This window comes from Candidatus Enterococcus moelleringii (assembly GCF_017377575.1).
Taxonomy (GTDB): Bacteria; Bacillota; Bacilli; order Lactobacillales; family Enterococcaceae; genus Enterococcus_A; species Enterococcus_A moelleringii.
This window is the reverse complement of record NZ_JAFREM010000011.1, coordinates 1-23,037: the sequence shown is the minus strand read 5'-3', so window position 1 is coordinate 23,037 and position 23,037 is coordinate 1. Positions and strand designations below refer to the sequence as shown.

Below are 23,037 nucleotides of genomic sequence, written 5' to 3'. Positions count from 1 at the left end.
TTGGATTGAGCGATGACGCTTAGTTATTAACGGAATAGTAACGCTGCATATCAAACATTTGCGAACCTTGAATCCATCGTTGGTAAAACTCATCACTTAGCATGTACCCGCGGCCCCATAAGGTCGTCACTATCTCACCTTGGATTCCCTGCATTTCGCACTTACGTTTCAGTTTATTAATCAAACAAGACAGCTGACTCATATTGGATGGCGTGTCACCCTCGCGCCATAAGTGTTCACACAATTCTTTGCGAGACGACACACCTTGTTCTGAATAAGCCTTCACCAGATATTCAAACACCCGCTTTTCCGTTTTGGAAAAACGATCATACAAATCCTCCAGCGTCGTAGACCCATTCGCTGCAGATTCGCCTGTCGGGAAAGATAGAATCCGATTGCCAGACTCGATCTCCTGCTGGCGCTGTTGCTGCAGGGCGCTTAATTTTTCCCGTGTTTCTTCAAAACCGGCATCTTTTTCCAACCAGTCTGATAGACCACGTTCTTTCCAGAAGGCTTGGTCTTCTTCATTGGGATAGTTCTCCGTCACTCGGACCATAATCAACGGATAGCCGGTTAACTGCTGAAGAATACTCTCGACCTCGTGATTACACAAGCTTTCACTTAACAGCACCCATTGGAAATAGGACAGCACAGCACTGGTGGACGGATGAGCCAAGCGGCTTAACAGGTCCGTGGAGCACAAAGTTTCATAGCTCATTCGCTGCAATTTCTTTACGAGGGACTCCTCAGGTAAAATATTTTTGGTTAAAATTAATGCGTGTTGCATACTTCGTCACCCTCTCTTTAGGTTTTCTTCTCTTTTGGTGCTGGCTTTGACTGGGTATCCGGCTCGTCGCTGTCGATCAATACATTCCATAAAATGACCCCAGTTACCACCACACAAATCGTTACCTGAATCCACAGCTGGTCAAAATAAGATTCGGCCAGTTTGATACTAAAAATCGCTAACAAAAAGCACACCACCAGCACAATCGCCAGTTGAAGCTGCTTCAATTCCTGTTGAATCCGGTACACCGTCTCCAAAGGCACCCGCTTTTGCTGGGCCACCTGCCGAATGGTTTGCTTTTCGATTAACAGCAAAATGATTTCCCGGTACAGCTTCCGCGCTTCCGGTTCTCTGCTAAATAGCCAGTAGGCATCTTTACTGCGTTCTCTTTCTTTTCCGACCTTCACCAAAAACGGATGAAGCAATCGATCATTCCGCAGCGACCACAAGAAAATCTGGCGCCACTCCTCAATCGTCAAGGCTGGCAGATTCACGACATCTAAACCTACCTCCAACTCTTCCAGCCGATCCAAGCACATCAGCAGCTGACGATAGTCACGGGAAACCACTTCCCACGAGGCAATCACCATCATATCCCCGGCTTGGGCGAACTTCAAAAGCGCCTGAAATTCGCTGGCCGACGAGGTAATGGCCTCTTCATCCTGATTGCCATCAGAAAAGAGTTCATCCACTGGATAGTCCTCTAAAAGATCCAATTGCTGGGTTAGATTGTTGCCGCGTGCATAGCCTAATCTCATACTCTTACCGTCCTTGATTTCTAGATTTTACTGGCCCCTTTCTTGCGTGTCCTTGAGCCTGGTTTACTGGTCGTGGTTTCTTGCCAACGACCCGACTTAAGGAGCGAATCCGCCCCTCCAGTCGTTGGTTGGCTTTCATGAGGGAAATAATTAGGAAGCTGTGAGCTAGTATAACCAACCCCAACAGTAACAGTAGTAAATAAATCAATGAAAGAATCCTTTCTATGGCCCATCTGGTTCGATTTCTCCCAGGTCATTTTCTTCATAGTCCCAACCATACATGTTAGGAGCCCCTTCGGAACCGAACTTCGGCTTCAGGTAAACCGTCAGCCATTTTTCATAGTCACCAGAAGTGAAATCATAACGATAGACGCTCGTTCCAGTTAAGCTGCTGGATTGATGCGGTGTATCCGCGTCGGTCACTACATAGCCCAGATATTCGTAATATTCCGGCACGACCACTTTGAAATCGACGGTATTATTGCCGCCCTTATTATCGACTTCAACGTCCGCGGTCCGGTAATTTGGCAAGCTGTCCTCTTTAGCGGAATCCACTTCCAAGTTGACCACTCGATCAGCTGTATTTTCCAGCTGCAGATAGCCCTTAGTTGGCACCACCAGTTCATCCGATCCATCCACGATTACCTGTCGTGCATGCAAGGTAAAGGCGGTGATAATCGTGACGTCCACTGTAGTCGAGGTAGTCTGACTATTGCCGGTATAAGTAATTTCCGGCTGCACCACCGAGGCAGTCGTGGCCCCTGTAATGACGTTCAGATTGGTAACTCCTAAGCCAGTAATCGTATCCTTATCGGCCAAAGTTGGTAATTCAGGATCACTCTCATGAGTTGAATCGTAATAGTCATAGACCTTCACATCAGAATGAGTATAAACATCCTGTAACGTTTCTTGAGCTGCCAAGTAAACTGGCAATGAATAGTCGTTTGCATAAATGACAATACCTGTATTGGTATCTACTTTGGTATTCTTCGTTGTGACAAAGACCCAAACTCGGTTCGTCACAGACGTCGTTCCATCTGCGGCATAAGTCACATCCACTGGATACGGCTTAGCTACTTTAGCATTTTGAACAGCCGCTAGTTGTTCGGCATTCACTGTTACTTTTGGCGATAGCTTCCCAGTCGAACTATCTTCATCCACCGTGTGATCGGTCATGTTCCAAGCGGTTGTTTTAGCCAGCTTCTTGAAAACATCCGCATCGGTGATGGTTCCAACGTCGGTTAACGGGATCGAAAAGTTTTGTGCATCCAAGGCAAATTTATTCTCAATCACCGTTTGATTGGTTGTTAGATCCACCCACTTGGAGGTAGATGTTTCTAACTTAGTAGAATCGGTTACGAAAAAGGTCGTTTGATGCGGACCTGGTTTCGTCCGATCGATTCCTAACGCTTCCCAATCAATGTCTAAAGACAAATCATTCGGGTTGCGATTGATTCGTTTGTCCAAAGAATCTTGGGTCAGATTTCCTCCGTTTATTCCCGTCCCTAAGTCGAAGGTATCGGTAACAGAAACTTTCGAAAGCAATTCTTGTTCAAAAGCATTTTTCTCAGAAAATTGATTGATATTGATTTGGATATTGTCTTCTACTTTGATCGCTGGAGCATAGTTTTTGAAGGCAGTCATGTCGCCCCAGAAGGCGTATTGATAATATTCTTTAGCCGCTGTACCATAATTAGCATTACTCCGATTATAATAATCTTGATATTTTTTATCCATAAAGTTATTAGCTGATGAAGAACCTTCAACAGAAATTGATGTTGGATTATCCGGATCAAAATCAAATTTTGTGAACCATGTATATCCGTTTGCTTCTACTGTTTGACCGCTAATGACATTAAAATTTTTATCTAACTGACCCATAATTACACCAGGATTGTCTATACCTACAGCTCTTAATTCGTCAGTCAACTCACTAACATACCCTTGAAAGAAATAGGTATCCGTTGCATTTTCTTTTTGTAATTGCATTAAGGAAGTTTTGGGAAGTATTTTGACTACCTCTATATCTTTCAGCGATTTATCTGAATTCGTTTCTCCAGGATTTTTTAAATCAATACGACACAATCTAGAGTCAGAATCATGCGAACCATTTTTCCAAAAATAATAATAGTTTTCATCTGATATACTTAAACAAGGTGTGAACCTTTCTTTGGCATAGGTTTCATGTGGGCCACGTGTCCAATATTCTATCTCTCCTTGAGCATCCCATTTGTAAACAACGATTAAGAATGTATTTTCTGGATTTGATCTATAATGAACCGCACCTATTGTTCCACCATCAGATGTTTTCATGAACTGTTTTGCATAATCATACCCGCCAAAATTTAGTTGCGATTCATTCCCTAATACGTAGTTTCCTAGGAAGCTTGATGAGGGTAGTATTTTATAAGTTTCTATTCCTTCAACCGTTTGGGTAACTAGGTTAACTTTTACTAATCTAGCAGTAGAGGCATTATCACTTCGATTATGAACTTGTAGATAAGCAATATCCCCTTCCATATATCCACCATAAGGAGTCATGACAGGTAGACTTGAACCAGTAAGTGGTATAGAAGTAGTCGGTGTCGTAACATTAAACTCGTTATTAAATCGTGTTGTATATACTGCTGCTTCGTCATAGGGACCGGTAATTAAACCGAAGTTTCCATCTGGATAGTTTACTAATCCTCCAGGACCTGCTTGATGTGTATATCTGGCACCAAACTGGGGGGGCCAAGGAGCTATCGGACTTGAGCGTACTGCTTTTGGTAAACCTGTATTATCTGTAACAACAGTCCCACTTTTATCCACCATTACTGCAGCAGATCCAGCAAAAATAGGTAACCCGGGTCTATACCCGTAAGTTACAATCGCATCGTGTTTTTCATCAATAGGAATTCTATTTTCAAAATAAGTCAGTGTATACGAATTTCCGTAACCAAAATACGGCTCTATATAAGCATCAATCTTATCCTTCCGGAACCGATAATAAAACTTATCCCGCTGCACATAATCAGCTGGAATCGTATCTTCCACTTTCCCTGTCGCATCTTTCCCTACGGTATATTTATTCGTGGTATCTTTATTAATCACGATTTCATTCGTTGGATGGGCCGAGACTTTCTTCTTAGGAGGCTCACTTTTCTGATTCGATGACCAAAGTAAGCTGCCACCAACAACTGCTATCCCTAAGACCAAAAGCAGCCCAACAAGGTATTTCTTCTTTAAGGAAATCTTTTTCACATTCTTTCACCGTTTTCCTTTCTAAAAATCCATCAAATCAAGGTTGGATTTGTTCAAACCCTCACCTCATAGATTTTTGAATTTTTACTGCTATTCTTCCACTGCGCTCATTAGCGCTGTATTGATTGTTGTCAATGGTGCTGCGGTTGGCTTTTTCCCTTGCCACCAGGCTTCTTGGAAAGCGCCTGTCCCATCAGCTTTTGATCCATGACAGTGGATGGCTTCCACCTTCAAAACAATTTGGAAAGTCCCACCTGTGTAAAAACGATCCAATCCACCTTTCAAGGTCACTTCATTAAATAGCACCGCGGTTTCCTTAGTAGGCTCGACTGCTTTGGTGTAATAATAGTAGCCATCATTCCCGCTCACCCAATCTCCAGTAATATCCAATCCGACTTCTTCGCCGATTTTCGATGACAGGATCAGCTTATTACTACCGCTGGTGATACTGCTGACAATTTCTGGCTGAATCATTACCCGGACAAATTGCTTAATCGTTCCGGTATTTTTGATTTTGACTTCTTTCGGTACAGCAACTGTTGGTTTGATCGTTGTTGGCTTGGTAAAGACTTCTTCTATCTTCGTCTCCACATTCCCAACTTGGAATTGATTTTCCTTTTGTTCCTGCAAAGTCATCGCCGCATAGACCACTAAACTACCGACACATAAACCAATAAATACGATCGGCAATAAAAAGATCAGGCGGCTACGCCAGATACTCGTTAATTTTCTCTTTCTCATCATAACCACCCTCTCTAATGCAGCTTGTCTTTGTACATGTCATGAACGAATTTACTAGGATCCAACGTCCAGTTGGTTAACAGTGACTTCCCAATATCATGGGCATCCATGGTAGGTACCAAGTGATACAAACCACCCTTGTATTGATTGGCATAATCTGAACTCAAAGTGACACTGGCCAATAAATCGGTTGTCGTATCGTTTGGCTCTAAGATCTCTGAATAATAGAAAAATCCGTCCTCGTAATACCAGTAATCCTTTTCGGTGTTTCCTGGCTGATTGGTTGAATCAAAAAACTTGTTTGAAATAAAATTCAATTGAACAGCTGGCAATGGTTCTGCTCGAGTGCCTTTATACGCATAGGCTTCATTAAGCAAAACCTTGTTCGCCTTATAATACTTATTGGCATTGGCTTCATAGGTTTTCCCAACTACCCAAGTTGATGTATCGCGAGTAATGGCTGGTAACTCTGGGCTTGCATAAACAACTAGATCGCCATTCCCATTCCCATCGCCGTGGTTGTCCTGCACATCGGTTTCAAAGCCAACGAAAAATTCTTCAAAAGAGATACGGACCATCGCCGGCACTTTGCCGTAATTAGCTACTCGAATCGGCTTTTGCTTCGTAGTTCCCGGTGCCCAATACATCACCTGATTAAAGTCACCATCTAATCGCACCTGCAATTTACTTGTCTGCTTCTCACTCCGGTTCAGCCGCTGATCACTATCAGTAATCCAAGCATAGGTACTACCAACTACCAGAAGTAAACTCAACGAAAGGGAGAAGAAGGCAAAGAGCAGCTTACTTTTGAAAAATATTCGGAGCAAATGACGCAGTTTCTTTCGCAGACTCACTCCTTCTCCTCCTCTCGTTGTTTCTTCCATAGAAATAGAGCAATGAGTACCATCAATAATCCAGCTAAAACTTTGTACAAGGCATCCCGCACTTCTTCACCAGTTTGCGGCAGGCGTTTGGCTAGCCGTTCCAGGATTCCCGTTCCACCAGCATCTGGCAGGTTCGGGCGCTGCGGTTCGCCAGGCGTTACAGGTTCCTCTGATGTAGAAGATGTTGGCGGCTCAGACTCAGACGGTGTTGTCGGCTGTTGATCCTTCGTCCCCACAAAGGTCCAGTAAAAGGTTAATTCACTGGCTTCTCTGAATTGATCCATACTCAACGTACGATCCGTGATAAAGGTCGCCTTCAATAACTTGTCTGTGCCATACTTGCACACACCCAACTCTAGCGGAGTTTTCGTCCAATCAAAACTACCGTCTCCCAACAAGGGACCTTGGTAAATCTCTTCACCATCCAAGGTTAAGGTCATCTCAATATGATCTTCCCAGGCAATCGGCCCCTCAGAGGAAATCGGCTCCACCAGCAGCCCAAGTGAGAACGGCTCTTCTAAATCCAAGCTGCGGATGGTTATTTCTTTTTCATGAGTTTCGCCAGGCAAGAGATTATCCAGGTCAATCCCGTACTCTCCCTCGTCGCTGGCGTAAATCCCATTGGAATCGCCAATCACCATGCCTGGAGGAAGCGTATTGGCGGCCTCACTGGTTAGACAAAAGCCAAAACCAGCAATCAAACTCATGAACAGTGTTAGCATACGAATGAATTTGCGAATCGTCATACACGCCTCCTTCTGTCATGGCTGTGGTGTTCTCGGTAATCAATTGTATTAAGGTGTTACTGGCGCTAATTTATCAACAATCTTCAGAGAGTCGCTGCCGGCAGTAGTATCCATCGTCCAGCCCTCGGTTCCTGTTAATGCTTCACGATCGGCAAAAATAGCTTCCATCTTAACTACTAAGTCGTATGAAGCATTGTTGTACTCTTTACCCATTGAACCATCAAAGATCAGGCGTTCAATCAAAGGTTTCGTTTCACTAGTTGACCCTGCAATAGGTGCTTTTACTGGTGTAGTGTAATAGAACCAGCCATCTTCTGGGTTGTAGACCCATTTGTCAGAATCCATTGTCGTTGTATCAGTAATATCCGCACTGTATTTCACTTTAATTCCTTTACCAATAGGGTCGACTTGGTCAGCTTGAACACTCTTCTCTTCGCCTGCCTCAGGTAGTTGGCCTTTTGTATCACCAGTGACAGGAGTTACACTTGGAAGTGTAGTTCCTAAAGTCGCTGCGGTGTAATCGAATTCTACATTATGGCGATTACCTGTCTCACCTAAAACAGCACGTCCAGTTGGTGCAGCTTGTCCAGTTGGTGCTAATTTAGAAGTTGCCCAGTTAGCCAGTGAATGCTTGTATCCGTCCTTGTAATAACCGAATTTCACACCGCCAACTGTGAAGTCCCAATCTTTTGGATCAGTACTTCCGTTGTCGCTATCCAATACAAGTGAATCAAAAGACATAATTTGATATTTGTTATTGGCAGGCGTCGTTGTATCTGTACGATAACGATGCACTAATTGACCTGTAAACTGATGGTTTATATCTGCAGGATCTAATGGATTAACGATTCTTTGCCCTGTTATCAGCAAAAGAACATTTGGATCGGTCCCTTTACCAGTGACCGTTCCTTCAGACACGACAAAGCCTTCAGCTACTGACTTCGCCCAGTCAAATTCAACCGGCATGTGCTTGTCCAATCCTGGATCATTAGGAACATCGGTATATTTCGGATTTGTTCCATCCGTTTGACTATTGTCAGCACCATAAGTGACATTTCCTTTATCGGCCAAATGCTTCAGTACTTCTTCATAAGATACACGGACAAATACGTCAGCTGTCCCTGTATTTTTAACTTTTACTTCCTTCTCTGTTGATGTTCCAGCCATCAGTGGGATTGGTGTAAATTTTTCACTGATTGTTACGCTGTCGTCTTTTACTACTGCACTAGCTGCCCTGTTAATCGCTTGGTCCTGAGCAGTAAGCCAGGCAAACGTTCCCGACATTGCGGCAATTAATGCCAGTACCGCAGCTGCGGCCAACATCTTTTTCTTTCTCTTATTGTTCTTCATTTCTTTTCCTCCTATACATCCTTTTTCCTTTTTTTATATAAACATTTGACGAGCAAATGATCATACCCCTTTTTTTGCTTGTTTCTTGGCCTCGTTTGGTTCCAAGAAGTAAGCTTTTAATACTAAGAAGAACCCGAACAGTGACAGTGCACAGACTAAGCACAACCAGAAACTGTTGCGTACAAAAGTTAACAACGTGCCCACATTCGGTACAACGAAAATTACTTTCCCATGCACTCGTTCCGCTTTGATCGGTGGATCGTTACTGTTGTTGGCATCCCCTTTAGTGACGATGTAATCGCCCGGTTCGCCATTTAGTTCAGTTAAGCGCTCCACCATCCGGTGAGTCAGGTAGCTCTTGCCGCCACCCAGCTGGTAGGTCACGATGTCTCCCGGCTGCACTTCAGATCCGTCCATCATCTTGACGATCACCACATCCCCTGAATAGAAGCCGCCATCTGGCGCTCCCTCGACAGGTGCCATCGAATCAGTTAGAACTTGATAGAAGCGATAACCTAAAATCGAGGCATCTGTCTGTTCACTAAAGGCAAACATCAATGCAGTCATTAAGATGCCGATGGTAAAGCTGTAAAAGATCAGGTTGTAAAGAAAGAGAAAAATTCGTTTCTTTCCGCTTGTTTTCTGATCTTCCGCAACGACAGGCCCAGCAGTCGGTGGCCGCATCCCCTGCGGCCGAGGTCGACCATTGCCATAGCTACGCTCATCGTAATGACGATTGCCTCCATATTCCGGATTTCTCGGCGGTGGCATTCGGCGATTCGTTGGTCGCTGCCCTTCCCTTGGCGGTCTAGGCCTACGAGGTGGCTCGCCGTAAACATCCTCTTCCCAATCAGATCTAGGTCGGCGCCGTTCGTCGTACGCATCCTCTTCCCGATACGGGCGCCTTACCGGTCGTTCCTGATACCGCCCATCCGTTGGCATTCGTTCTCTTCGTAGTCGTTGGGCTGGTGGGCGCTGTGAGTCAGGTCTTTGAGAATACCTTGGTGGTGCTTCTTCATAGCGCCGAGGCCGTTCTTCTCTTTCTCTGGTCATAGCTCCCCTTCTTTCATTTGACAGTTTCTGTTCCTTTTACATTTCTGGCCTGGCGCTGGGCAAAATCAGCGATTTGTTGAACCGGTACACGGGTTTCGTATACGCGTGATTTTCCAGTTTCTTCTATAGAAGACTCGGTAGTTTCAGATGAAGCCGGTTGTTCCGAACTTTCCTGTTTTGGCTCGGAAGCAACGCTGCTCTCTTCAGTTACCTCCGGTTCAGTTTCTTGGTCATATCTTGTTAACTCATACGTCTCAATCAAGGCATTCAACTTCTTGTCATAAGACGTATCCGTGGCATACTTGCCAGTGAGTGCCTTCGTGGCATCTTGATAAGTTGCGGCTGATTCTTTCCACGTTGCTTGGTAAAATCCCGGATTGCCGGAAAGTCCGTTCTTCAGCAGTGCCGCATAATCCTCCAGCGATTCTTTGTAGCTGGGATATTGACGGAAAGACGAGTTGATCGTATACAACTGGCCGTTTCCCTTGTCTTCTCGGGTATTGAAGTTCACTTGTTTCCCTTGATAACTCCCTTTAATACCAAACAAATTATGATGCGGGGGTCTTGCCAATTGGCTATTTCCTGAACCAGTTTCCAGAATCGCTTGAGCGATCATCACAGAAGCATAGAGTCCTTCGTCCCAGGCAATCTGCTGGGCATCTTTGCCAATGGCTTGAATGAATTCTTCGGTAGTCTGATTTTTTACCACCGAGAATTGGTAGTTCTCTTCAACCTTTTCTGCTGTAATTGGCGGTGAAATAACCTGCTTAACTGCTTCAGCAGGTGCTTCTGCTGGCTTTGACTCTTCAGTTGTTTCGCCGGCAGAACTGGAGACAGCCGTTTCAGGACTCACTTCTGTACTTTCGACAGTCGAGCCAACTTCTTCTTTAATAGAAGATTCCTGCACGGAGCTTTGTTCAATTGGCTGACTGCTGGCCTCACTTGGTGGTGTAGCTTCACTTGATACCGATGGTTGACTCTCCACAGATTCCTGTTGCACCGCGAGCGATTCTTTCGTCTCCGCCGAAACCGATTGTTTCACTTGCGCCTGACAACCAGTTAGAAGCAGACAGCCAACAAGCAAGAGTGCCTTACCCTTCATTTGGTTTCCGCCTTTCCTGCGGCGGCCGTCCTCGCGGTCTTCTTGGTCGGGCAGCGGCCTGCTTCAGCTTCAAAAGTATCGAGTGGTAATGCAGCGCGGTCATGCGCAAATACACAGCTAACACCATCAGCAGTAATAATAGAAACAATTGACTGACCGTCACCACTTCCTGGAAATCGGTAAAGTAGAAAAAGATACCTAACACCAACACACCTAGTAAAATCACAAAAGAGAAGAGCCAGTAAACCCAGTACCAAAAGGTGTACCATTCGATTTTTTCTTGCAATGTCTTCATTCCCTGCTGTTCCCCTCTTTGACGATGCCTAAAATTTGTTTTTCTGGAACCAAGCCAAAAATCCGGCTGTCCTTTGAAATTGCGCGATTGTCCCCTAATACAAAGTAATAGCCTGCTGGAATCGGCTGGTGGTACACCAGATCCCACATAAAATTCTCCGTTTCACCGGCAAACGCATCATCCACTAGCTGATTGTTGACTAGTAGTTGACCTTCCCAGTAATCGATCCGCTCTCCTGGCAAACCAATGACCCGCTTCAAATACAAATCCTCCCGATCATTCGGTGGATGCAGGACGACTACATCGAAGCGTTCCGGTTTATGATGGGCTTTAACTTGCACCACTTCTTCTTCCCAAAATGTCGGATTCATCGATTCGCCGCTGACGGAATACTTGGGATACATCCAGTGATAACCCCGGAAAATGCCGAAAAATATGCAGTAACACACGACAAAAGTCAGCCCGAGTTTTGCTAAAAGCAGTCGATTGAACGGCTGACCTCAGCCAACCTCCCGGGCTTCTTTAACCGGTGCATCCTGGTGTTCCCGCACGATTTTTTCCAAAATCGCACTTTCACCCTGCAAAAGATCAAAGTAAGCTGCTTTGCTTAATAGATTGTCGTAATCCATCTTCATCAACTTCACATAGGGCTTTCTGAACCAAGGTCGAGCGTGAACCTTTGCTCGCGACTCAATTACTTGGCATTCGTAGAGCACAAAATGAATATCTCTAGCCGAAAGATTGTCTTTAATTTGTTTAACTTGATCTCGTTCGTAGACCAGCTTGTTACCGGTGACGGTCATTTTTTCCGTTTTATTAATCAGCTCGCCGTTGAGGTTCCACATCTGTTCCAGAAATCTAGCCTTCTGCAATAAATAGGTATATTCTCGCAAGCTAATCTTGATGCGCTTATCCCAATCGCCTTCTTCGCGGTGCTCCTGGTCGAAGTACTGAATGCCGCTATATAGCATAGAAAGCTCTAATTTTTCAATCACCATTTCCAGCTTTTGATTCACGGCCCTGAGGCGCGCCTTGCTTTGGCTTTCTTGACGAACCTCTTCCTGTTGGACTCGTTCACCAACGGATACCTCCACCGCTTGGGCTTTCGTTTCAGCTTGTTCAATCGGTGCCGAACTAGTTTCCGGCTTTTTCGCAGGCTGCGGGTCTTTTACGACCTCTTTCACAATGCCCTCTGAAAAATGTTGTCCTGCCAGCTCCAGCAGCAGCTGTTCTGCCCGTTCGATAGCTTCTTCTCCGGTTAGCGGAAATTGCTGGACCAAGCTGTCTTCCAAATGAATGGCAAAGGGAAAACCTTCCTTGCGGTAAACCAACGGTACAAAATCAAAGCGATAAACTTGTTTGCCATACTTCGGCTGATCGGTTTGAGCTTTGATCCAGGCAAACTGCGGGAAAAACTGGTGCAAAGATTGCCAAAAAGCTTTCCAGTTGAAGGTTCCCGGTACCAACAGTAATTCAAAGTGATAGCTGCTGTTCATGAGTTGAAACAACTGCTCAAAGTGCTGATAAATTTTCTTGCGCTGGTCCTCATTCAAGGTGCCATGGGGCGCATACAAATACTCACAGGCCCGTTCGATTTCCTCTAATAAAGGCTGTGTAATCAGTTCTTCTTGCATCAACGGAGCAGGTGTCGGATACAGAGCGATTTGACTATTGGCTTGCTTCATACAACTCTTCCCTTTCCGCTACTCATCTTCCAACAGCGTGTCGCTATTGGCTAACAGGCGAACAAAGACCTGAGTCGTTTCTTCCTGTACCGAGCGAATCCGTTTGCGATAATTTCTGATTTCCTGCTTCATCACCCGTAGCTCCAACGAAGCATCGTGCATGACTTGATGAGCTTCCTGTTCTGCTTGGCTGCGAATCCCTTTGGCCTCATATTCTGCTCGTTCCAAAATCGCCCGTTCCTGTTTTTTGGTTTCGATCAAAATGTTGGTTAACTCAGCCTTCATTTCGTCATTTTCAACCTTTGTTCGATTCAGATCGTCGATTTTCCGTTGGGCTTGAATCAGCGCATCAGCTTGCGTTGTTTGCGTTTCTTTCAGCTGGACCTTTAGCCGTTCAACTTCCTGCTGCAATTGAGTGATGGTTTGATCTTTTTCTGCTCGCATGCCTTGAAGCTCTTGATCTTTCTTTGTTTGGACTTCCTGCAGCAGCTGGTCGGTCGTTGTCTGCAATTCCTGCAGCTCTTGGTGCATCTTCGCTTGCAGCTCCTCCAGCTGTTGGGCTTTTTCAGCGTTTTGCTCTTCCAGCGCTTGATTCTTCTCGGTTAAAGTCGTCGCCATATGGGACATTTCAGTTTGCTTCACCTCAAGCTGACCCTTCAATTGAGCCACTGTCTCTTCTAGGCGTTCGACCTCTTGTTGTAAAGGCGATTCGTCCCGTGGAGCAGGTTCTTCTTCCGGACGCAACGCTTTTCCATCGTCATAGCGGCTGTCATACCGTTCTTCGTAGCGTTCCTCTGCAGCGGGTGCCGGCTTTCTGCGCCCTCTTCGTTCGCCGCGATCATAGTCATTATGATTGTCAACGGGTCGATCGTAGTCCTCTTCAGGATAGGCATCGTACCCGTAATCCTCTTCGTAACCTTCATCGTATTCGTCGTAGTAATACTCTTCTTGCGGATCTTGAAATGTCTCCTTCTTCTGTTTGCCAAATCCAAACATTCAGCTTCCTCCTCTAACAACCTAGTCTTTTTTACGAATTTCCCACTTGCGTGTTATACTTTTATTGATGGTAAAACCTCTCATCTGGTTTTCCTGGTCTAGTAAAGACTACGAAAAACCATGAAAAGACCGTCATAACAACAAAAAAAGCCGCCTCTTGACGGCAGCTGACGGTTTATACAATTAGAGCGATCTTTAATGAGTGTTATTTTTATAAACTAAAAGAGGATTTGGGAGAAAAAAGAGGTCTCAGCCGCAAAAATCAGTCATTCATTCTAAAATTGGGTTACACCACCTTAGGTAAGCGTTTTCTTAGAAAAAAACAAAAAAAAACACCCCAAAAATGCAAAAAGCAATTTTTGAAAACGTTTTATGCGATTGAGTGAGCCATTTGTTCGACTACTTGGATACGCTGCTCCATCACAGAACCTGCGTAGCGGTCCAAGGTCATCTGAGTAGAGCTGTGCCCCAACATAGCACTGACACTCATGATGTCCCCTTTGCATTCCAAGCAACGCGTCGCAAACGTATGACGCAGCTGATGAAAATGTGTCTCAGGCAAATTAGCCATCTGACGAATCTGATGGAAATGATACGTCAAAAGCCGCGGTTCCAAAGGCTTATTCTTGTTAGCCACCACAAATTCACCGATTGATGCCTGCTTTCTTTTTAACAATACTTCCTTCAAGAGCTTACTCATAGGAATCGAGCGAACCGATGAAGAAGTCTTAGAACTGGTGAAAACCAGCTCCGTTTTCTGCCCCTCTAACAAGCTGAAAACCCGTTGATAGGTGGAACGAACATGGATCAGGTTATTCTCAAAGTCTAAGTCCTTCCAAGTCAACGCGGCAATTTCGCCAATCCGCAAACCAGCATGTAGCGCTAGTAAGACCGGAATGCCACGTCCTTTTTCGTCCTCTGTCGCAGCAATTTCCAAACGCTTTTGTTCCTGCTTAGTCAACGCCTGGTTCTTAACCTGTTCAACCTTAGGCAGCTGAATGGCCTTAAAAGGATTCTCCTTGATTAGTTTTTTCCGAATAGCTAAATTCACACATTGCTTAGTAATACGGAACACCGCTTGGATCATAGACGGCGAAAACCCCCGCCCCTTCAAGCTTTTCAGCAGTTCTTCTCCGGCCTGTTCATCCAATTCGTTCAGTGCATAGTTTCCAAGAACGGAAAGAACATACTGAGTGAGCTTGTATTTGTAGTTGGCGTGAGTGGACTGTTTAACGCCTGATTGGACCTCCTCCAGCCATTGATACCCCCACTCGTAAAAGGAAATTGTGGCTTCCCCTTGAACATGCAAAATAATCTGATATTTCACCTTTAGCGGATAGAGCTTCTCTCTAACTTCCTGCAAAGTTTTGCCATATACGGATTTGTACTTTGTTTTTCCATTTTCCTTTTTTCCAACCGCATAACGACCCTCCCATCTCCTGTCCTTGCGGCGATAAATGTTTTCTCCACGACGCATGTGTACACTTCCTTTCTATATAATCGACGGTATTTTTGACGGTAAATAAAATAGCTTATTCTATGGTCTTTTTACGAACCGTCGCGCGATCCAATTTTCAATCATTTTTGGAATAATATTCATTTTGGTTATTTTCTTAAAATATATTGCGTATTTTTTTATCGTAATCTATAATAATACTAGAGTAGGACGCCAAAATATTAAAAAGCTCAACTATTATCCTCTCTCACTCTTGGTCTTTACTAGACCAAGAAATCAACCTTTATCAAATCCTTTCGTTCTTTTCTCTATCAATTGTTCGTAAAAAAAGAAAACACTATAAATTTGCATCCTTCAACAACTTTAATTATATAGCACATACACAATTTTTAAATAAGTTTTTAGCAAAAGGTTTGTAAATTTTATTTTCATCATTTTTCAATAACAATCAACAACATCCTCAAGCACAGGTTTACAATTTTTGCTATAATCGCAAACTGACGATAGGTTGGTTAAAACCATCGATCGTCTGAAGAGCGCACAAAAAAGCCGAAAGTATCTTTTACAATACTTTCGGCTCTACTTATTTAATTAATTCAGCACTCTTCCCGCACTCTCAAACGGATACCAGCTATTATGGGTAATCTTCACGACATCTCCAGGTTGTGGTGCTTGAATAAAATACCCTTCCCCAATATACAACGCCACATGATGAGCAGGCCGTCCCCAAAATACTAAGTCCCCCGGTTGCACTTCACTAATAGGAATTTCTTTAATAGAAGCCTGTTGTGCCTGACTCACTCGTGGAATCCCAATCCCATTCTGGGCAAAGACCCACTGCATCAATCCACTACAATCAAAACCAGCTGGAGTCGTTCCACCCCAAACATAAGGAACTCCAAGGTATTGCTTTGCTGACAGGATAATATCTTGAGCCTTTTTCGAAGCCTCTTCATCTGTAGTAAAGTTTTGACCTAATACGACTTGTTGCAAAAGGGCCTCCTGCTGAGCTTTCAAGGCAAGTTCTTGTTGCCGTTCTTCTTCCTGAATTTGCGCCAACAAAGCTTCATTATCCTTCAGCTCTTTCTCCAACTCGGCCTTACTAGCATTCTGCTTCTCAATCGTCGTCTTCAATAAATCCTGCGCTGCCTGATACTCCTGCCGTTTCTTCTCTAAGGCCTTCTGCTGTTTAGAAATAGCCTCCACTAAATCAGTATATTCCTTGGCCCGAGCTGCGTCCGCCTTCTGAACCTTTTCAACACCTTTAACCGATCCTAACATTTTCGACCAGCCGTCCACCTTAAAAAAAGCTGCCTTCTGATTGGCATCGGTCAGCTGGATCGCTCTTACTCGCTCTTGGATTTCTTTTTCCAGCACTGTCAATTTGTCGTTCATCTCAGTCACTTTCTTTTCCTGTTCAATGAGTTCTTGATCCAAGGTTGCGATCTGCTTTTCTTGATCTTCCTGCTGAACCACTGAAGTCGAGATTTCATCGTTCAGCTTGCTTAGTCGTTCCTGCAGTTCCACGATCGTCTGCTGAGTATCTTCCTTTGGATCAGCCTGAACCTCCAGACTAAACCCAAAAAAAATTACAAAACTCAAACATACTATGTATACCTTCTTAATTGTAACCATCCCCTTATCGTTAAAATCGCTCAACCATTCCTTTGATTGAGCGATGCGATCTGATTTAATTGGTTGCCGAATAATAAAGCTGAGAATTCTCAGGCGTTCCTTGAACCCATTGCTGGTAAAAGTCATCACTCAGCCTGTAGCCGCGGCCCCAGTACGTCGAGATCATATCGCCGGTGATGCCATGTTGTTTACATTTACGCTTCAGCTTATTGATCAAGCAGGAGAGCTGACTCATATTGGATGATGTGCTACCATCACTCCACAGGTGATTGCACATATCTTGACGGGAGGAGACCTCCTGTTCCGGGTAAGCCTTCAATAGATATTCAAAGACTTTCTTTTCTGTTTTCGAGAAGCTCTTAAACAGCTTTTCGAAATTGGTGGGTACCGTCGTCAAGCTCTCAGTTGGAAATGCCAGAATTTGGCTTTCCTGTGGTAGCTGCTTGCGCAGGACGCTCAACCGCTCGCGAGTGTCTTCAAAGCCGTCTTGCCGAACCAACCAATCGGCCAGGCCAAGCTCCTTCCAATAGCTCTGCTCTTCTTCACTGGGATAGTCCTCCGTAATTCGAACGACTAACATTGGATAGCGATTTAACAGGGATAGAATTTCTTCAACTTCGCTGTTGGATAAGTTTTCGCTCAACAGAACCAAATGGAAGTACCCCAGAAAAGCTCCGATCGTGGGACTTTTTAGACGTTTGAGTACGTCGCTGGAGCATAAGGTTTCATAGTTCATTCGCTGCAGCTTTTTGACTAGCTCTTCTTCTGTCAGTATATTCATGGTAAGAATTAACGCATGTTGCATACTTCATCACCTTCTCTTTAAGTTTTCGGAATCTTTTTTTCTTTTACTGCCGGTTTGCCCAGGGCTTCCGGTTCTTCGATGTCCACCAGTACATTCCACAAAATTACTAGCGTAACGACAATACAAATAATCACCTGAATCCATAGCTGATCGAAGTAAGATTCAGCCAGCTTGATACTAAAGATTGCTAACAGGAAACACACCACCAGGACAATCGCCAGCTGAAGCTGCTTCAAATCCTGTTGAATCCGGTAGACAGTTTCCAGCGGTACCCGTTTTTGTTGGGAAACCTGGCGGATGGTCCGCTTTTCGACTAACAGCCAGATGATCTCCCGATACAGCTTCTTGGCCTCCGGTTCTTTACTAAACAAGGAATAGGCATCCTTGCTGCGGTCCCGTTCTTTTCCCGCCTTCACCAGAAAAGGATGGAGAAGTCGATCGTTGCGCAACGACCAAAGAAAAATTTGGCGCCACTCAGCAATGGTCAACGGCGGGAGGTTCAAGACCTCCAGCTTAACCTCCAAAGCCTCCAGCTTATCCAGACACAGCAGCAGCTGTCGGTAATCCCGAGAAACCACTTCCCAGGAGGTAATCACCAAACAATCCCCCGGTTGGGCAAAGTTCAGCAGCGCTTGAAATTCACTGGTGTCTGAGGTCATTGCTTCGATCTCTTGATGCCCGTCAGAAAAGAGTTCATCCACCGGATAATCCTCCAGCGCGTCCAATTGTTGGGTAATCTGATACCCCCGTGCATAGCCTAGATTCATCGTGTCCTTCCTCTCTCTGTCGGAGTTTTTCGCAAAGGTGGCGCCGACCGCTTTTGCTTTCTAAGCAGTCGGTTGACCTTCACATGTATGTCCCGTTGACTTCGCATCAGCGAGAACAATAAATAGCTTTGGACTAATACAACTAGGCCTAATACTAATAACAATAGATAGACCACTATCTGCCTCGCCTCTTTCGTTTATTTTGTTTTGATTGTTCCTAAATCATTCTTTTGATAATCCCAGCTGTAAGGCTGCGGTGTTTTAGAATCACCTTGAGCATCCACATTTGGTTTAATATAAAGCGTAATCCAAAATTCCCTCGATGCATCGATGTCGCTTCGTGTAATCGGTGCAGATCCGGCTGTGATAGAAGGATTAGTCTGTTGACTAGCCGCATCCGTCGATACATAATGACCTAAATAACTATAAAAGGCTGGTACAACTGGGCTAAACAGGACTTGATCGTCTCCACTGCTTAAATGCTTAGTGGACAAAACAAAATCGCTAAATGCTGGCGTATCCGCCTGCTTTCCAGATGTAACAATTTTATCTGCTTGATAAGCAGTATCAACTGCCGGATTGCCATTGTTGTACAAATTGCTTTCTATTTTTACATATCCTTCACTAGGCACAACAATTTCATCCGATGAATCGACTATCACTTGCCGAACATGCAGCGTAGCTTTACGTAATGAATAGATTATTTTGCCTTCCTGATACGTATTAGAGACTGTATAATCTAATCCTAATACTCTAGGAGTATCGTTCGTCTCTCTCATTTCCAAGAATTCATAAAAATCCAAACTAATTGGAGAAACAGTAATGCCTTGTCCGATACGCAGCTGTTGATCGTATAGAATATCCCCATCTGGCAAAGCGGTGCCGTCTTCCTTGTAAGCAGTTAAGGATATTTTTTGCGGAATCGCTGCATTCCAGCAATTATCCTTGACCGATTCTTCATTCTTCTTCAAAATGATTTGAATCTTTCCTGAAGTATTCGGTGAACTCTTGATAGTAAAACGCAGATCTTCCAAAAATGGTTGAATAACCGCTTTGCTATTGTTGGCTTGCATATCAAAAGTGATAGAATCGTATCCGGCATTTGCGCCATTTTGGGTATAAGACCATGTATTTGGCAGAGTCATCGCTGACGTTCCCAAATCTTTAATCTCCGTATTTTTAGGAACCTGAATTTCTATTTCTTTCATGGTTTGATCCGTTTCTGAACTCAAAGTCATATCGACTAACTTCGCTTCATCAACGGTTCGTTCAGTTTCAAAATCAATGTGCTGAGCCAGATCTTTGATTTGTACCGTCGTCACTTTACTTACATTACTCATCCGATCTGCTGCAACTACCTGTAAATACTTCCCTGAATCCTGTTTTTCATTGATTGTAAAAGAACCGGTTGTTAGATAATCCAGGGAATCAGTATTAGGCGCAACATACGAATCAAATTGAGATTCAGCAAATCGCCCATAGTTATCTTTTTTATCATTTACCACATCTATAAAATCACGTTCACTTGCTGGATCCGCTACTACCCGATAAAAATACCCAGCGATATTACTGCTGATTTCTTCTTCCACAGTATCTGATTTAAGTACACCATTTTCTTTTGTACTCGCCTCTACGTACCATTGATAAAGATCTCCATTATCTTTTGCATCGACTCGAACATTTAAGTTATCGCTATCCCCGCAACGAATATCCAAATCTGGCGCATCGGGAGCTTGACGGTCTGAAACTGAGTAGTCTTGTGCATTGTTTTGCAGAGAAACTTGCGCCAGATTATAAAGAACGTTAGCGATTATTCTATTCTCATCCCTTGTCGAACGACCATTACTATGACCCGTTTGGATCATGGCTACATTGTTATTCGTCTTTAGATACCAACCACCACGCCAAGTAGCATTGTCGAATGGCGGACGAGGATAATCACCTGTAAAAGGACTCGTGAATTCAGCCCATACTGTTCCTACATTTTTTCTTTGTAATTCAATATTATGAGAATAGGGAATGGTCAATTCCAACCCATTTTCCATCTCAAAGGGATATTTCATTAAGTACCCATCATTGGTTATCTTTACCTTCGTAGAACCCGACCAATAATCGGTTCTAATCATCGGATAATTACCATTTCCATTGGGATATTGCATATTAGGATCATGCCCGACTCCTAAATAATCCATTTGTTCATGGAAGTATTTCCACCAGTTCTTTTTAGGATTCTGGTTTGGAGCACTATATACCGTGTCGTGTCCAAACAGTACTCCCCGACCTGATGCAATAAATTCTTGAGTGGCCTGTGCCCCAAGGTCTGAGATATCTCTAGCATAATTATCGTCCCAGCTACCAAACATAATGACATCCATGTTATAATCTCCAGTAAGCTGATTTTTCAAATATTGATTCGGGTTTTGATTGAAAGTGCTTATGGCTACAGGATAAACATCAATTAAATTATTTCCATCCTCATCCTTTAAATTTAAACTGTTCATCCATGTATATAAGGTGTTAGACTGCTGTCTGTCCGGATAAACATTCAGCACCCTAATCTGCTTACCATAATTCAAGGACTGATTCGTCCACGTATTCCCACTGTCACTTGACTGAAACAATCGGTAACCTTCTTGTGACAGATCAGCTATCGGAGCCCATTCCAAATCGGCGTAGTTCAATCTTCCCGTATTATCCCATTTATTAGTCGCCGTTAATCGAAAATCCCCATCCTTGCCTGGGACAACAGTTGATGCTTGAATATTCTCGACCTTTTCGGAATCAGTCATCCATTTAAATCCGGCAAACAAACCGCCTGCTAGTAAGCAAAGAACTCCTAGTACTAAAAGCTTCTTTGTGTGTTTTTTCTTGACCCATTTCATTCTTCTCGACTCCTTTTCAACACTTATCAAATCAATGTTCCACTCGGTAAAACACTCATCTCATGAGTGTTGCTTTTTTTTGAAAGGATACAGCTCACGCTGTATCCCTAGTTGTCTGTCTTACTTTGTAACGCAGTATCAATAATACTTAATGGTGCGCTCGTCGGTGTATCTCCATGCCACCAAGCTTGACGATACGCTGTCGTATTGCAGTTGATCGTCTCTACCTTCATCGACAATGAAAACTCCGCTCCGTCATATTTGTCACTGATACTATTGGATAATTTGATTCCATCGAACAGAGCTGTTGTCGGATCATTCGGTTTTACTGCTTCTTTAATATAGTAGTAATACCCATCTTCACCGTCTTGCCAATCCGTTGTATTCAAATTCACCAAGATCAAATCTTTACCAATCACTAATGACATCACTTCTTTATTACTCGGCTCATCCGCAACATCTGCTTTTACCTCTGGCAAGACCATCACCCGAATAAACTGATTGATCGTCCCGTGGTTCCTAACAGATATTTTCTTATCGACAGTCACATCTTTCGAAATTTCAGTAGATTGTACAAAATCTTCTTCGACTAGCTCTGTCTCTACCTGTCCTACTTGAAAATCATTATCTTTCCGATCCTCCGCTGTCATTGCTGCGTAGACAAAATAACTGCCGCCAACTAACAAAAGGAGCAAGCCTAACGTAACAACAATATAAACAGCCCGGCGTACCGGATTCTTCGGTCGTTTCATCTTGTTCCTCCTTCGTTAATCTCGTTGATCAATTTTTTTGTCATACATTTTGAAAATAGCATTTGTTCCATTCTCCGGAATGGACCAGTCAGAAAATAATTCTCGCGTCAGATCATGAGCATCCATCTCTGATACTAGCTTGTATAAAGCACCTTTGTATTGATTAGCATACTCATCACTTAAAGACACACTATCCAACAAATTGGGCGTTACACCCTTTGGTGGTAATACCTCTGAGTAATAGAAATAGCCATTCTCGTAATACCAATACTCCGTCGTACCAGCTAGTGGTGGATTAGTTGCATCAAATACTTTTCCTGCCATAAATTCCAACTCAAATCCAACCAATGCAGCGTTACGAGTATTTAAGGCATCATATTGATAGGTTTGATTCGTCAGAGTGCTATTGCTGGCTTTGTAAAACGTAGAACCATTTATTCCATACGTATTTCCAGACACCCAAGTAGAAGGATCCTCTACTTTAATCGATGTAGTAGGTTGGCCGTAAACCTTTAGATTTCCATTGCCGTTTCGGGTCGTATGATCGTGATTATCGTTGGTTACCGTCTCGAAGATAACTAAGAATTCCTTTAGCGACAGACGAACGATCGCTGGCATCTCGCCTGTGTTCCGAACTCGAACGTTTTTTTCTTTCGTTGTTCCTGGTGCCCAACGATAGACTCGGTTGAAATCTTCCTCGATAATTGCCGATAATCTTCGCTCATTCACATCTGACCGATTTACCCGCTCATCAGCTGAAGTAATCCAAGCATAGGTGCTGCCGACAATCAATAACAAACTTAAAACAAGAGAGAAGCAGGCAAAAAGCAGCTTACTCTTAAGAAACACTCGAAACAGATGCTGTCGTCTTTCTTTTTGGGTCATTCCAGCTCCTCCTCCCGCCGTTTTTTCAAAAAGAATAAAGAAATCAGTACTAATAACAAACCACTTAGAAACATGTAAACCACTTGCTCACCCGTCTGCGGCAGCAGACTCCGATTAGAAGGGGTGCCTTGCCCCGTTGAAGGCAAGGTCCCTGTTCCACTCGGTGAACTTGGGATTATTGATTCCGATGACTCCGTTGTTGATCCCGATGGCTC

General features: G+C 43.9%; 22 protein-coding genes. All 22 read right to left on the bottom strand.

Annotation, left to right across the window (positions count from 1 at the left end; genetic code table 11):
• Positions 1 to 19: 19 nt before the first annotated feature.
• Positions 20 to 787, bottom strand: coding sequence for a helix-turn-helix domain-containing protein (locus tag JZO70_RS06265; protein ID WP_207672695.1), 768 nt, complete (start codon positions 785 to 787; stop codon positions 20 to 22).
• Positions 788 to 804: 17 nt separating this feature from the next.
• Positions 805 to 1,545: a recombinase family protein gene (locus JZO70_RS06260; RefSeq protein ID WP_207672694.1), complete on the bottom strand. Its 741-nt coding sequence runs from the start codon at positions 1,543 to 1,545 to the stop codon at positions 805 to 807.
• Positions 1,546 to 1,549: 4 nt separating this feature from the next.
• Positions 1,550 to 1,753 (bottom strand): hypothetical protein, encoded by a 204-nt coding sequence (locus tag JZO70_RS06255; protein WP_207672693.1) that lies wholly within the window; start codon positions 1,751 to 1,753, stop codon positions 1,550 to 1,552.
• A gap of 14 nt (positions 1,754 to 1,767) precedes the next feature.
• Positions 1,768 to 4,788, bottom strand: a complete 3,021-nt coding sequence (locus JZO70_RS06250) for a hypothetical protein (RefSeq protein WP_207672692.1) — start codon at positions 4,786 to 4,788, stop codon at positions 1,768 to 1,770.
• 90 nt (positions 4,789 to 4,878) lie between these two features.
• Positions 4,879 to 5,532 (bottom strand): hypothetical protein, encoded by a 654-nt coding sequence (locus JZO70_RS06245; protein WP_242703815.1) that lies wholly within the window; start codon positions 5,530 to 5,532, stop codon positions 4,879 to 4,881.
• Between the two features lie 11 nt (positions 5,533 to 5,543).
• The gene (locus JZO70_RS06240) at positions 5,544 to 6,383 is read right to left on the bottom strand and encodes a BsaA family SipW-dependent biofilm matrix protein (protein ID WP_207672691.1); all 840 of its coding nucleotides are present in this window, start codon (positions 6,381 to 6,383) and stop codon (positions 5,544 to 5,546) included.
• A complete protein-coding gene (locus tag JZO70_RS06235; protein ID WP_207672690.1) occupies positions 6,380 to 7,159 on the bottom strand; it encodes an LPXTG cell wall anchor domain-containing protein in 780 nt (259 codons plus the stop codon). Before JZO70_RS06235 ends, JZO70_RS06240 begins: the two co-directional genes overlap by 4 nt.
• Positions 7,160 to 7,207: 48 nt before the next feature.
• A complete protein-coding gene (locus tag JZO70_RS06230) occupies positions 7,208 to 8,509 on the bottom strand; it encodes a hypothetical protein (protein WP_207672689.1) in 1,302 nt (433 codons plus the stop codon).
• 60 nt (positions 8,510 to 8,569) lie between these two features.
• A complete protein-coding gene (locus tag JZO70_RS06225; RefSeq protein ID WP_207672688.1) occupies positions 8,570 to 9,562 on the bottom strand; it encodes a signal peptidase I in 993 nt (330 codons plus the stop codon).
• Between the two features lie 13 nt (positions 9,563 to 9,575).
• The gene (locus JZO70_RS06220) at positions 9,576 to 10,664 is read right to left on the bottom strand and encodes a glucosaminidase domain-containing protein (RefSeq protein WP_207672687.1); all 1,089 of its coding nucleotides are present in this window, start codon (positions 10,662 to 10,664) and stop codon (positions 9,576 to 9,578) included.
• A complete protein-coding gene (locus JZO70_RS06215) occupies positions 10,654 to 10,959 on the bottom strand; it encodes a hypothetical protein (protein WP_207672686.1) in 306 nt (101 codons plus the stop codon). Before JZO70_RS06215 ends, JZO70_RS06220 begins: the two co-directional genes overlap by 11 nt.
• Positions 10,956 to 11,363: a signal peptidase I gene (gene lepB, locus JZO70_RS06210; RefSeq protein WP_207672685.1), complete on the bottom strand. Its 408-nt coding sequence runs from the start codon at positions 11,361 to 11,363 to the stop codon at positions 10,956 to 10,958. Before lepB ends, JZO70_RS06215 begins: the two co-directional genes overlap by 4 nt.
• Before the next feature lie 96 nt (positions 11,364 to 11,459).
• Positions 11,460 to 12,644 (bottom strand): hypothetical protein, encoded by a 1,185-nt coding sequence (locus JZO70_RS06205; RefSeq protein WP_207672684.1) that lies wholly within the window; start codon positions 12,642 to 12,644, stop codon positions 11,460 to 11,462.
• A gap of 18 nt (positions 12,645 to 12,662) precedes the next feature.
• Complete coding sequence (locus JZO70_RS06200; RefSeq protein ID WP_207672683.1) at positions 12,663 to 13,640, bottom strand: coiled-coil domain-containing protein; 978 nt, start codon at positions 13,638 to 13,640, stop codon at positions 12,663 to 12,665.
• Positions 13,641 to 14,010: 370 nt separating this feature from the next.
• The gene (locus tag JZO70_RS06195; RefSeq protein WP_207672682.1) at positions 14,011 to 15,117 is read right to left on the bottom strand and encodes a tyrosine-type recombinase/integrase; all 1,107 of its coding nucleotides are present in this window, start codon (positions 15,115 to 15,117) and stop codon (positions 14,011 to 14,013) included.
• A 570-nt stretch (positions 15,118 to 15,687) separates the two neighbouring features.
• Positions 15,688 to 16,698, bottom strand: coding sequence for a C40 family peptidase (locus tag JZO70_RS06190; protein WP_242703814.1), 1,011 nt, complete (start codon positions 16,696 to 16,698; stop codon positions 15,688 to 15,690).
• An 88-nt stretch (positions 16,699 to 16,786) separates the two neighbouring features.
• Positions 16,787 to 17,536 carry a helix-turn-helix domain-containing protein gene (locus JZO70_RS06185; RefSeq protein ID WP_207672681.1) on the bottom strand — a complete coding sequence of 250 codons (750 nt, stop codon included), beginning with the start codon at positions 17,534 to 17,536 and terminating at the stop codon, positions 16,787 to 16,789.
• Positions 17,537 to 17,553: 17 nt separating this feature from the next.
• The gene (locus tag JZO70_RS06180; protein WP_207672680.1) at positions 17,554 to 18,303 is read right to left on the bottom strand and encodes a recombinase family protein; all 750 of its coding nucleotides are present in this window, start codon (positions 18,301 to 18,303) and stop codon (positions 17,554 to 17,556) included.
• Positions 18,304 to 18,500: 197 nt separating this feature from the next.
• Entirely contained in the window at positions 18,501 to 21,185 is a 2,685-nt protein-coding gene (locus JZO70_RS06175; RefSeq protein WP_207672679.1) for a DUF5057 domain-containing protein, read from the bottom strand.
• A gap of 107 nt (positions 21,186 to 21,292) precedes the next feature.
• Positions 21,293 to 21,937, bottom strand: coding sequence for a hypothetical protein (locus JZO70_RS06170; RefSeq protein WP_207672678.1), 645 nt, complete (start codon positions 21,935 to 21,937; stop codon positions 21,293 to 21,295).
• Positions 21,938 to 21,952: 15 nt separating this feature from the next.
• Positions 21,953 to 22,822: a BsaA family SipW-dependent biofilm matrix protein gene (locus JZO70_RS06165; RefSeq protein ID WP_207672677.1), complete on the bottom strand. Its 870-nt coding sequence runs from the start codon at positions 22,820 to 22,822 to the stop codon at positions 21,953 to 21,955.
• A partial coding sequence (locus JZO70_RS06160) for an LPXTG cell wall anchor domain-containing protein (RefSeq protein ID WP_207672676.1) occupies positions 22,819 to 23,037 on the bottom strand: 219 nt, incomplete at its 5' end. The genes JZO70_RS06165 and JZO70_RS06160, both read right to left, overlap by 4 nt.